At 65.6% G+C, this 10817-nt stretch carries 12 protein-coding genes; 9 read left to right on the top strand and 3 right to left on the bottom strand.

Going from position 1 to position 10817, the window contains the following annotated elements; all coding sequences use genetic code 11:
• Nucleotides 1-763: ACT domain-containing protein (locus KBY74_RS11435; RefSeq protein WP_254942817.1), on the top strand; the 763-nt coding region annotated here is incomplete at its 5' end.
• On the opposite strand, the gene KBY74_RS11430 is transcribed toward KBY74_RS11435, so the two are convergent.
• Nucleotides 760-909 carry a hypothetical protein gene (locus KBY74_RS11430; RefSeq protein WP_254931776.1) on the bottom strand — a complete coding sequence of 50 codons (150 nt, stop codon included), beginning with the start codon at nucleotides 907-909 and terminating at the stop codon, nucleotides 760-762. The two genes, KBY74_RS11435 and KBY74_RS11430, sit on opposite strands and share 4 nt — an antisense overlap.
• Nucleotides 910-1048: 139 nt before the next feature.
• Between KBY74_RS11430 and KBY74_RS11425 the strand changes: the two genes are divergently transcribed.
• From KBY74_RS11425 to KBY74_RS11415, 3 genes are read left to right on the top strand one after another with little or no spacing between them, the layout of a single operon-like run.
• On the top strand, nucleotides 1049-1237 hold the full coding sequence (locus tag KBY74_RS11425; protein WP_254931775.1) for a hypothetical protein: 189 nt from the start codon (nucleotides 1049-1051) through the stop codon (nucleotides 1235-1237).
• A 44-nt stretch (nucleotides 1238-1281) separates the two neighbouring features.
• Entirely contained in the window at nucleotides 1282-2667 is a 1386-nt protein-coding gene (gene mnmE, locus KBY74_RS11420; protein ID WP_254942816.1) for a tRNA uridine-5-carboxymethylaminomethyl(34) synthesis GTPase MnmE, read from the top strand.
• 53 nt (nucleotides 2668-2720) lie between these two features.
• Entirely contained in the window at nucleotides 2721-3497 is a 777-nt protein-coding gene (locus tag KBY74_RS11415) for a hypothetical protein (protein WP_254942815.1), read from the top strand.
• On the opposite strand, the gene KBY74_RS11410 is transcribed toward KBY74_RS11415, so the two are convergent.
• On the bottom strand, nucleotides 3488-5059 hold the full coding sequence (locus KBY74_RS11410; protein ID WP_254942814.1) for an NCS2 family permease: 1572 nt from the start codon (nucleotides 5057-5059) through the stop codon (nucleotides 3488-3490). The genes KBY74_RS11415 and KBY74_RS11410 overlap by 10 nt on opposite strands.
• A gap of 72 nt (nucleotides 5060-5131) precedes the next feature.
• Between KBY74_RS11410 and nadC the strand changes: the two genes are divergently transcribed.
• The 5 genes from nadC (at nucleotide 5132) to argS (ending at nucleotide 10527) form a co-directional block, all read left to right on the top strand.
• On the top strand, nucleotides 5132-6001 hold the full coding sequence (gene nadC, locus KBY74_RS11405) for a carboxylating nicotinate-nucleotide diphosphorylase (protein WP_254942813.1): 870 nt from the start codon (nucleotides 5132-5134) through the stop codon (nucleotides 5999-6001).
• Nucleotides 6002-6149: 148 nt separating this feature from the next.
• Entirely contained in the window at nucleotides 6150-7091 is a 942-nt protein-coding gene (grrP, locus tag KBY74_RS11400; protein WP_254942812.1) for an extracellular substrate binding-like orphan protein GrrP, read from the top strand.
• A gap of 31 nt (nucleotides 7092-7122) precedes the next feature.
• Nucleotides 7123-7536: a GrrA/OscA1 family cyclophane-containing rSAM-modified RiPP gene (gene grrA, locus KBY74_RS11395; protein ID WP_254942811.1), complete on the top strand. Its 414-nt coding sequence runs from the start codon at nucleotides 7123-7125 to the stop codon at nucleotides 7534-7536.
• A 20-nt stretch (nucleotides 7537-7556) separates the two neighbouring features.
• Nucleotides 7557-8711 carry a cyclophane-forming radical SAM/SPASM peptide maturase GrrM/OscB gene (grrM, locus tag KBY74_RS11390; RefSeq protein ID WP_254942810.1) on the top strand — a complete coding sequence of 385 codons (1155 nt, stop codon included), beginning with the start codon at nucleotides 7557-7559 and terminating at the stop codon, nucleotides 8709-8711.
• Between the two features lie 40 nt (nucleotides 8712-8751).
• Nucleotides 8752-10527 carry an arginine--tRNA ligase gene (argS, locus tag KBY74_RS11385; protein ID WP_254942809.1) on the top strand — a complete coding sequence of 592 codons (1776 nt, stop codon included), beginning with the start codon at nucleotides 8752-8754 and terminating at the stop codon, nucleotides 10525-10527.
• Nucleotides 10528-10631: 104 nt separating this feature from the next.
• Here argS and KBY74_RS11380 read toward each other — a convergent pair.
• The coding region (locus tag KBY74_RS11380; RefSeq protein ID WP_254942808.1) for a hypothetical protein at nucleotides 10632-10817 on the bottom strand (186 nt) is incomplete at its 5' end.

The raw sequence follows: 10817 nt of genomic DNA, 5'->3' as shown, positions 1-10817 counted from the left end.
CCACCGCGAAGACAACCTCCAGCGCGGCACCGAGATGCTCGAGCGCGAGCTTGGCCGCGATGGCTTTGATGCCCTGCTCAATGGTGAGGCGATGGCCAAGGTGGCCCGCCGCTGCAATCTCACCTGCACCGAAGACCTGCTGGCCTCCCTCGGCTTTGGTGGGGTCACCCTGCACCAGGTGCTCAACAGGCTGCGGGAGGAAATGCGCCTGGCCAGCGAAGCCTCCGCCCCCGTGCTCAGCAATGAGCAAGTGGCGGCCAAGGTGGCGGCCCACGCCCAGGTGGAGCCCCAGGCTCCGGTGGGTGGGGGTGGCACCAGCTCAATCCTCGGCCTTGAGGGCCTCGATTACAGGCTCGGGGGCTGCTGCAGTCCCCTGCCTGGCGAGCAGATTCTTGGGGCGGTGGCTCTCGGCAACCACGGCATCACCATCCACCGCCAGGACTGCTCCAATGTGTCCCAGGTGCCGGCCGAAAGGCGGCTGCCGGTGCGCTGGAATTCCGCCTCCGAGACGCGCCCGCGCCGCTACCCGGTGCAACTGCGCATCGAGGTGCTCGATCGCGTTGGGGTGCTTAAAGACATCCTCACTCGCCTTTCCGATCACCGCATCAACGTCTGCGATGCCCGGGTGCGCACCAATCCCGGCAAGCCGGCCCGCATCGATCTGCGGGTGGAGCTTGAGAGTTCCAGCCAGCTAGCTAGCACGATCAATCAAATCCGCTCCATGGCCGATGTGCTGGACATCGCCCGCACGGGCATCGGCTAGGGCAGGGTGAAGCCGGAGGTGTTGAGATGTTTGAGGTCAAGCATCACCAGCGTCAGCCACACCAGCAGGGCCAAGCCGCCGACGGCGCCGAAGCCAAGCAGCAGGGTCGACAGTGCTGAGCGCGGAGATCCCTTGCCGTTCGTCACGATTGCCCCTGAATAGAAGCTGATTCTCTCACTGCTGGGGCGTTTGCCTGCATAGGCGCGGCTGGCGCGGTCGTGATGTCCGCTACAGCGTGCCTTTGAAAGCCCAGTTACAACCTGGCCATTCCCCGGATTCCCCACCATGACCTCCGAGCAGGCGGCCCAACTGATAGACGACACCCTGGACTTGGTGCACCAGCGGCTCCAGGACCTGCAGGCCCAGGCCCTGCCCCGCGAGCAGCACGCCTTGGCCGAGGAATTCCGCGAATGGCGCCATCCCGTTGGTGGCCATATCGATTTGATGGTGTTTCCCGGCCTGGCTAATCCCTGAGCCGGGTGCTCGATCTGTGGGCGCTTTGGCGCTGAAATGGGGTCATGCCAGACCCCGCCGGATTTGCTGACACCATCGCCGCCGTGGCCACCGCTGTGGCTCCAGGCGAGGGCAGTGTGGCGATCGTGCGAATTTCTGGCCCCGAGGCCGAGCCGATCGGCCGGCAGTTGTTTGCGGCCCCCGGCCAGCAGAGCTGGGAGAGCCACCGGGTGCTCTACGGCCATGTGGTGGATCCTGCTAGTGGCGAGCGGCTCGATGAGGCCCTGCTGCTGCTGATGCGGGCCCCCCGCAGCTTCACCCGGGAAGACGTGGTGGAACTGCACTGCCATGGCGGCCTGGTGGCGGTGCAGCGGGTGCTGGAGCTGGTGCTGGCGGCTGGGGCGCGGCGGGCCCTGCCGGGGGAATTCAGCCAGCGGGCGTTTTTAAACGGCCGGCTCGACCTCACCCGCGCCGAGGCGATCAGCGAAATGATCACGGCCCGCAGCCGCCGGGCGGCCCAGCTGGCCATGGCTGGCCTCGATGGCGGCCTGCAGCTGCGCATCGGCGCCCTGCGCGAGCGGCTGCTGGATCAGTTGGCGGAGCTGGAGGCGCGGGTGGACTTCGAGGAGGACCTACCCCCCCTCGATGGCGCGGCAGTAACGGCCGAATTGGAGGCGGTGCGGCTTGAGCTGGAGCAGCTGGTGGCTGAGGCGCGCCAGGGGGAGTTGCTGCGCCGGGGCCTGCGGGTGGCGATCGTGGGCCTGCCCAACGTGGGCAAATCCAGCCTGCTCAACCTGCTCAGCCAGCGAGAGCGGGCGATCGTGACCGACCTACCGGGCACCACCCGCGACCTGCTGGAAAGCGAGCTGGTGCTTGACGGCGTGCCTCTCACCCTGCTCGACACCGCCGGCATTCGCCCCACCAGCGACCGGGTTGAGCAGCTGGGCATCGAGCGCTCCCGCCAGGCCCTGGCCGCCGCTGATGCGGTGCTGTTGCTATTTGATCTGGAGGCGGGCTGGAGCCTGGAGGATCAGGCCCTGCGGGAGCTGGTGCCCGAGGGCGTCGTGCTGCTGGTGGCAGGCAACAAGGCTGATGGGGCTGGCCTGCAGGTGGGTCTGGTGCCCGCGGGGGATGGGGAGCCGGCAGATGTGCGCTTCAGCGCCCTCACTGGCGCCGGCCGCGATGAGCTGGTGGCGGAGCTGCTGCGCCGCTGCGGAGCTGGCTGCCTCGAAGGCGTGCAGGTGGCACTCAATGCCCGCCAACGGGATCTGGCGGCGGCGGCAGCCCTGAGCCTGGGGGCTGCCCTTGAAGCTGCGGCGCAGCAGCTGCCCTGGGACTTCTGGACGATTGACCTGCGCGCCGCTGTGCGTGCCCTCGGTGAGATAACAGGCGAGGCGGTGAGCGAGGCAGTGCTGGATCGGGTGTTTTCGCGTTTCTGTATTGGCAAGTAGGGCTCTTAAAAACTGCCTCTTGCCAAACTGCAATCACTTGATGGTGTGCGTCGATGGCCAGCCCCCGCGCCCTGCTCGCTGCCGTGGCTATTTGCGCTGGCCTGGTGCCAGGGGCAGGAGCTGCTGAAAAGTCGGCTGCGGCGTCCCTGGCCCAGTGCAAAGCACCCGCAGCTGGCACCTTTGTGGTGCTCGGCAGCGGTCAGCACCGGGGCGAACCCACGGCCCTGCTGATGCAGGAGCGCTGGTTTGCCGATGGCCGCATCGAAGGGGTGCGCTACCTGCGGGAGGGTCGCCGTTTTACGGAAGATCGCTACAGCGGCCAGGTGAAAGCCGATGCCAACTGCTGGGCATTAGTTGAGCGCCAGGGTTCGGCCGGTGCCATGGCTGACGCGGTCGCCCTGGATCGACTGGGCCGGCCGCGCACTTCCCTTGTGGTAGCACCCAGTGAGGTGTTGTCGTTGCGCTACGTGGCCCAGGCGCCAGGCGCTTGCCGGCCCGAGCAGCTCGATGGCCTGGTCACCAGCCAGCAGCAGGGCCAGAGCTGGCTAGCCGGCAGTTGGCAGCCCAATGCGGTGGTGCAGCGGGAGTGGTGGCAGGCAGGGGCAGTGCAGGGCCTGGCGATGTCGAGCTACGCCGGCCGCCAGGACCGGGCCACCTACAGCGGCAGCCTCAAGCTGGCTGCCAGCTGCCTGGGTTCGATGACCCAGAGAGACTCTGCGGGCGCCTCCTACAACTACAAAGTGGTGCTGCTCGCCAATGGTGGTGGCTACGTCTACCTGCAGACCGACCCAGACAATCTCACCCTCGGTTTGCTGCAGCATCAGCGCTGAGGCCGGAGGCCCCAACGGGTTGCCAGGAACACCAGGGCCATCAACCCATAGCCGAGGGCCCAGCTCTGGCCCACGCCCCAGCCCAGCTGCAGCACGGTGTCTGAGCTGGTGAATTGCCAGGCGTGGATCACACCAAACCAGGACAGCACGGCTGCGATGGCTGCGCAGGCCGCCGCCGCCAGCAGGCGGGCCTCGATCACGTACACGAGCATGCCCGCCAGCAGCATCGCCGTGATGATCTGGCCGTGCTCAAGCGCGAAGGCCCCGGCGGCCCACACATCGGCCTGGGCCAGGGGCGCCAGCATGGCTGGCCCAAAGGGGTTGGCGGCCGTGCCGCTGCCACCGGCCCGCAGCCCCGCTTTCAGCATCAGGGCTCCCCAGCCGGCCAGCCCGGGCAACAGCCCGAGGGCCACGGCCGGAGCATGGCGAGGCGGCGTGGCCTGGAAGGCCTGGGCAGCGATCACCAGGCCGATGTAAAGCACGATCGCCATACCGGCTTCAATCGGCACCAGTTGGCCGACCACTCCAAACAAGCCCAGCAGGCAGGCGGCGCCCATCACCACGCCATTGAGCCAGGAGTAGCCAATGCGGGCGCCCATGGCTTTCCAGCCCGGGTGGCCGATGTAGATGGTGGTGGGAAAGCAGGAGCCCAAGGTGGCGGCGGCCAGGGTGCCAATGCCATTGATCAGCATCGAGCTGGGCACCGGATAGCGATCGCCGGCGGCTTCGGCGCTCTCCAGGTTTTGCAGCGAGCCGATCACATTGAAAAGTCCCATCGGCACGATTACCCCCAACCAGGGCACTAGCTGGCCGCGCGCCTGCCATAGGTCTGCCAGTTGCAGCTTGGGTATGTGGAGCCCAATCAGGGCCGTGCTGCTCTGCCAGCGCACTGGATCGAGGTCGATCAAACCATTGGCCCAGGCCAGGGCTATGCCCAGCAGCACGGCCACCAGGCCGGCGGGCACCGGCCAGCGCACCGGCGCGTAGTAGCCCACCAGGATCACTGCCAGCACTGCCAGCCCCACCACCGGTTGGGCGTAGGTGCGCAGCAGGAAGCCCAGGGCGATGTAGCCCAGGGCAATGCCAGCCAGGGTGGAGAGCAGGGCTGCGCGAGGCAGCCAGCGCTGCAGGCTGTTGCCGATGAAGGCACCGGAGCATTCGATCAACCCCGAACCCAGGCAGGCGATCAGCCCAGCTCGCCACGAGAGGGTTACCGCTGCGGCTGGATCCAGGCCCTGGCTCAAGGCCGTCAGCTTCACCGGCAGCATCACCAGAAACACATAGGCGAACAGGCTCACCGTGTTGATCCCGTAGGGGAGGGCGGTGCGGTCGTCGCGCCCCTCGCGCTGGTCGAGCTGAAAGGCCTGGCGGGCGTAAGCCAGGTTGCCCACCACCAGGCTGATGCCAGTGGCAGGCAGGATCGCGCCGAAGATCAGGCTGTCGGGATAGCCGAGTACGCCGCGGCAAAGGGCCACGATCAACAGGATCTGGATCAGGTTGTCGAGCCCGAGGCCGAGGAAGCCATCGAGGTCACCGGCGGTCCACCAGCGGGGTTTGGTCATGCCAGCGCTCTGATGCGAACTGCCCATCAGACTGGCACCACCCATCATGGGAAGGCCTGCCCCGGAGGGGTAATGCCTGCTGCCCATCTGCCCTTCACCCCCGAGCTGGAGCCGCAGCTGCGCGCCTGGCTGGCAGAAGATATTGGCCGCGGCGATCTCACGGCTGCGGCGCTGGCTGGTCGCCCTGGCCGGGCCCACTGGCTTGCCAAGGCGCCAGGGGTGTTTTGCGGCGGGGTGCTGGTGGAGCCGCTGTTCCGCTTGCTGGATCCGGCGCTGCGGCTGCAGTTGCTGGTGGCTGATGGTGAGCCGGTGGTGGCAGGCCAGCGCCTGCTGGAGCTGGAGGGTGGGGCCGCTGCCCTGGTGGCCGGCGAGCGCACGGCCCTCAACTTGGCCATGCGACTTTCCGGCATCGCCACTGCCACCGCCGCCCTGGTGGCCGAGCTCGAGGGCACGGGCGTGCGCCTTGCCGACACCCGCAAAACCACGCCGGGCCTGCGCCGACTTGAAAAGTACGCCGTTCGCTGCGGGGGCGGCAGCAACCACCGCCAGGGCCTCGATGATGCCGCGATGCTCAAGGAAAACCACCTGGCTTGGGCGGGTGGGGTGGCTGGTGGGGTGGAGGCGGCGATCGCGGCGGTGCGGGCCCATGCTCCTTGGCCGGCCCGGGTGATTGTGGAGGCGGAAACGGCGGCTGAGGCGGCAGCGGCGGTGCAAGCGGGCGCCGATGGGGTGCTGCTGGATGAATTCCTGCCGGCCCAGTTGCGGCAGCTGGTGCCCGAGTTACGCAGCCTGGCTGGCGGCCGGCAGCTTGTGCTGGAAGCCTCAGGCGTGCAGCCTGAGCAGCTAGGCGACTACGCCAGCAGCGGCATCGACCTGATCTCCACCAGCGCGCCGATCACCCGCAGCGCCTGGCTTGATCTCAGCATGCGGTTTGATTATTGAGCTGCGTTTTTAGAGCTGCGTTGGCAGTAGCGCCGAGCCTCTGCATACTTCTGTTAGTTCATGTCGAGGTTGGGTGGCAGCACCAAAGCGCAGCTTTTCCAAGCGCAGCTCTCGCTTAGCTGGCATTGGTCGCCGGCTGGCTGCTGGCGTGGGAGCTCTCGGGCTGCTGGCCGTAATGCCGGCGGCGGTCCAGGCCCAATCCCAAACCAAACCCCCGGCCCAACCCCAGGCCAAGCCCCAGCTGGAGGGGGCGGTGCAGCGGGCAGCGCGCAGCGGCCAGCTGGTGCTGAGTGGTTTCGCCGACGTCCCACCCCTAATGATGGTGAGCCCCCAAGGCCAGCCCTCCGGCTACGGCATCTTGGTGGCTGAACGCATTGCCGCTGAGCTCAGCCAGGCCGTGGGCCGTCCTGTGAGTGTCCGCTTTGCACCGATCAGCGATCCGGCCAGCCTGGTGAACAGCATCACCAGCGGCAAGGCGGATCTCGCCTGTGGCCTGCCGTTCAGCTGGGCGGTGGACATGCAGGTGGATTTCTCCCTGCCGATCGGCCTTTCCGGCGTGAGATTGCTGGCGCCCACCGGGCGTTTTGATGGCAGTCCGGCCGCTCTTGCGGGACGGCGGATTGGGGTGGTGCGCCAGTCGCTGGGTGAAACCGAACTGCGGGGCATGCAGTCCAAGGCCACGCCCGTTGCCTTCGACAGCCTCAAGGCTGCCGTTGCCGCGATGCAGGCCGGCACCGTGGAAGGCGTAATTGGCGACACGATCGTGCTGGCGGGGCTGGTGCGCCAGCAGGGGCTGCCAGGTTTAGAGCTCAGCCCGGCTTTGCCCTACGAGGCCTATGCGGTGAGCTGTGTGCTCGCCGAAAACGACTCGGCCTTCCGCAACGTGGTCAATCTGGCGATTGCCCGGCTGCTCCAGGGCTATCTCGATGGCCAGCCAGACACGGTGACCGCCGTGAACCGCTGGCTCGGTCCGGCGAGTGCGCTGGGATTGCCCGAGTCTGCGATCCGCGCCAGCTTTGAGGCTGTGCTGTTGGGGGTTGAGACGATTCGCCCCGTTCTTGAAGGTCAGGCTGCTTCGACCGGTCGCTGATCCCCTCGCTGAAACCCTTTTCGCAGTTGTTATGGCGCTCTTGAACCGCTCCCATCTCTTCGGCCTGTTGCTGCTGGCCTCCCTGCCCCTCGATGGGGCGGCGGCCCTGGCCTTGGCCAGCGCCCAGCATGAGCCTTCAGCCCAGGACCAAACCGCAGCTAAACCAACCTCCCTCAGCATTGAGGAGCGGCTGAGCCGAATTGCGGCGGCAGTGCAGGAGCGCGATGGCGCCGAAGCCTCTGGATTGCCCGATGACGCCGTGTCCTATGTGTTCGTCAACGGCTCGGGCCTGGGCTGGGGCAACGGCGGCTTTCGCAACGGCGGCTTCTATAACGGCGGTTTCAACAACGGCGGCTTCCGCAATGGGGGCTTCTATAACGGCGGCTTCCGTAATGGTGGCTTCCGCAATGGGGGCTTCCTAAATGGTGGTCCCTACTGGCGCTGATCGCTCCCCGGGCTGCTGAAGTGGAAAGTCAGTCTTACGGCCCCGTGCGGCTGCTGGTGGTACAACCCACCCCCTATTGCAACCTCGATTGCGACTACTGCTATCTGCCCGATCGGGGTGATCGCACCCAGCTCTCACTTGAGCTGCTGGAGGTGGCGGTGGAGCGGGTGCTCGATAGCCCCTATTTCGAGGGGCAATTCACCCTGCTCTGGCATGCGGGCGAACCGTTAATGGCGCCAATCGCCTTCTACGACCAAGCCAGTGCGCGCTTGCGCCAGCTGCTGGAGCGGCGCGGCCTGCCCGCCAGCACGATCGTCCAGTCGCTGCAGACCAATGCCACCGTGATCAATGGGGCTTGGTGCGACTGCTTCGAGCGCAATGACATTCACGTGGGGGTGAGCATGGATGGCCCTTCCTTCCTGCATGACGCCCACCGGGTTACTCGCACCGGCTTGCCCACCCATGGGGCGGTGATGCGGGGGATCGACTGGCTGGTGCGGCGCCAGATTGCTTTTCAGGTGATCTGTGTGCTCACCGCCGACGCCCTCGACCATGCCGATGGCCTGTTTGATTTCTTCCTCGAGCACGGCATCACCGACGTGGGCTTCAACATGGAGGAAACCGAAGGTGAAAACGCCGCCTCCAGCCTCAAGGCCCCCCGCGCGGAGCAGGGCTATCGGGTGTTTTTAGAGCGGTTTTGGCAGCGCTGCATGGAGCAGCCAGGGAGCCTGCGCCTGCGGGAATTTGACGGGATCGTCAGCTTGGCCTGCAGCAATGCCCGCATGGCCCAAACCGACATGAATGCTCCCTTCGCGATCGTCAATGTGGACGCCCGCGGCAATGTGTCGACCTTTGATCCGGAGTTGCTTTCGGTGCCCACCGCCGAATACGGCGATTTTGCTTTTGGTCATGTGTTGCACGACAGCCTGGAAGCCATCGCCGCCACTGACAAATTGCAGCGGGTGCTGCAGGAAATTCGCTCCGGTGTGGAACGCTGCCGCCAGGAGTGTGAGTACTTCGGGCTGTGCGGGGGTGGTGCGGGCAGTAACAAATACTGGGAGCACCGCAGTTTCGACTGCACCGAAACCCAGGCCTGCCGCTATCGCATCAAGCTGGTGGCCGATGTAGTGCTGCAGGGAATGGAGGCAGACCTGCAGCTGGCTGGAGAGGGATGATCACAGCAAGTGCCTGCCGCCACTGCGGCCCACCGTTGCCATGCTGACCGTTCTCCACGCCCTGCAGGGCCAGCTCCTGGCAGCGATGCAGCGGGCCTTCCCCGAGGCGGGCCAGCCCCTCGATCCCCAGCTAGCGCCAGCGTCTAAGCCGGAATTCGGTGACTTCCAGGCCAATGGGGCCCTGCCCCTGGCCAAACCTCTGGGCCAGCCGCCCCGGGCTATTGCCACTGCGATCGTGGCGCAACTTACGGCCGATCCCGCCTTTGCCGAGCTCTGCCTGGAGCCCCAGATTGCAGGGCCCGGCTTCATCAACCTCACCCTGCGGCCCGAGCGGCTGGCGGCGGAGCTGCAGGCCCGCCTTGGCGATCCGCGCCTGGGGGTGCCAAAGGTGGAGCTGCAAGCCCCGGTGATTGTGGACTTCTCCAGCCCCAACATCGCCAAGGAGATGCATGTGGGGCACCTGCGCTCCACGATCATTGGTGATGCTTTGGCGCGGGTGCTGGAGTTTCGCGGCCACCCGGTGCTGCGGCTCAACCATGTGGGCGACTGGGGCACTCAATTTGGGATGCTGATCACCCACTTGAAGCAGGTGGCGCCAGAGGCTCTCACCATGGCCGATGCGGTGGATCTGGGTGATCTGGTGGCCTTCTATCGCCAGGCCAAGGCCCGCTTCGATGACGACGAAAGCTTCCAGACCACCTCCCGCGAGGAGGTGGTGAAGTTGCAAGGGGGCGATCCGGTGTCGCTCAAGGCTTGGGGATTGCTGTGCGACCAGAGCCGCCGCGAATTCCAGAAGATCTACGACCAGCTCGGTATCCGTCTCACCGAGCGCGGTGAATCCTTCTACAACCCCTACCTGCAGGCGGTGGTTGACGACCTCAGGGCTGCCGGGCTGCTGGTGGTCGATGCCGGCGCAGGTTGTGTGTTTCTTGAGGGGGTGAGTGGCAAGGACGGCCAGCCCCTGCCGCTGATCGTGCAGAAGAGCGATGGCGGCTTCAACTACGCCACCACCGATCTAGCGGCGATTCGCTATCGCTTCGCCCCTGGGCCTGGCGGTGATGGGGCCAGCCGGGTCATCTATGTCACCGATGCGGGCCAGGCCAACCACTTCGCCGGTGTGTTCCATGTGGCCCAGCGGGCGGGCTGGATTCCTTCCCACTGCAGCGTCGAGCACGTGCCCTTCGGTTTGGTGCAGGGCGACGATGGCAAAAAGCTCAAGACCCGCTCCGGCGACACGGTGCGCCTCAAGGACCTGCTCGATCAGGCGGTGGAGCGCACCGAGGCCGATCTGCGTCAGCGCCTCGCCGATGAGCAGCGCAGCGAAGACGAGGCCTTCATCCAGCAGGTGGCCACCTCCGTGGGCTTGGCGGCGGTGAAGTACGCCGACCTCAGCACCAATCGGATCACCAACTATCAGTTCAGTTTTGATCGGATGCTGGCCCTTACGGGCAACACGGCGCCCTATCTGCTCTATGCGGTGGTGCGCATCGCTGGCATCGCCCGCAAGGGCGGAGATCTGGGGGCTGGCGCCGTTGCCTCACTCACCTTCAGCGAACCGCAGGAGTGGGCGCTGGTGCGGGAGCTGCTCAAGTTTGATGGGGTGATTGCTGAAGTGGAGCAGGAGTTGTTGCCCAATCGGCTTTGCAACTACCTGTTTGAGCTCAGCCAGGTGTTCAACCGCTTCTACGACCAGGTGCCGGTGCTCAAGGCCGAGGAGCCGGCCCGATCTTCCCGCTTGGCCCTGTGTCGTCTCACCACTGACACCCTTTCCTTGGGCTTGGGTCTGCTGGGTATTCCCACCTTGGAGCGGATGTGATGAAGCCCCTGCCTTATTGCGCCAGTTTTGCAAGTGATTGTGTTTCGGTTAAGGCCAATTGGTTGATTGCCTGTATGTCAAGTTCTGATTTTCAGTCAGCCGTGCTATCTGAGAGGCTTCATAGCGCGGACTTTGGAGCCATCCTTGGAGAGGCGAAGACTGGTGAATTGAAAAGTATAGACATCGTGGCAGCGCGGCTTAATGGCTGATAAAATGGTAAAAATCGTCATTTCGCTAACAACTATTCCGCCCAGGTTTGCATATGTGTGCGAATGCTTGCAGTCATTACT

Origin of the sequence: Cyanobium sp. A1C-AMD, assembly GCF_024346495.1 — a bacterium.
GTDB lineage: Bacteria > Cyanobacteriota > Cyanobacteriia > PCC-6307 > Cyanobiaceae > Cyanobium_A > Cyanobium_A usitatum.
This window is presented reverse-complemented; position numbering and strand designations above follow the sequence as displayed.

What these genes read in the sequence shown, in the direction of transcription:
- KBY74_RS11425 (WP_254931775.1), top strand. Translation starts at nt 1,049, where the DNA reads ATGACCTCCGAGCAGGCGGCCCAACTGATAGACGACACCCTGGACTTG.
- mnmE (WP_254942816.1), top strand. Translation starts at nt 1,282, where the DNA reads ATGCCAGACCCCGCCGGATTTGCTGACACCATCGCCGCCGTGGCCACC.
- KBY74_RS11415 (WP_254942815.1), top strand. Translation starts at nt 2,721, where the DNA reads ATGGCCAGCCCCCGCGCCCTGCTCGCTGCCGTGGCTATTTGCGCTGGC.
- KBY74_RS11410 (WP_254942814.1), bottom strand. Translation starts at nt 5,059, where the DNA reads ATGACCAAACCCCGCTGGTGGACCGCCGGTGACCTCGATGGCTTCCTC.
- nadC (WP_254942813.1), top strand. Translation starts at nt 5,132, where the DNA reads ATGCCTGCTGCCCATCTGCCCTTCACCCCCGAGCTGGAGCCGCAGCTG.
- grrA (WP_254942811.1), top strand. Translation starts at nt 7,123, where the DNA reads ATGGCGCTCTTGAACCGCTCCCATCTCTTCGGCCTGTTGCTGCTGGCC.
- argS (WP_254942809.1), top strand. Translation starts at nt 8,752, where the DNA reads ATGCTGACCGTTCTCCACGCCCTGCAGGGCCAGCTCCTGGCAGCGATG.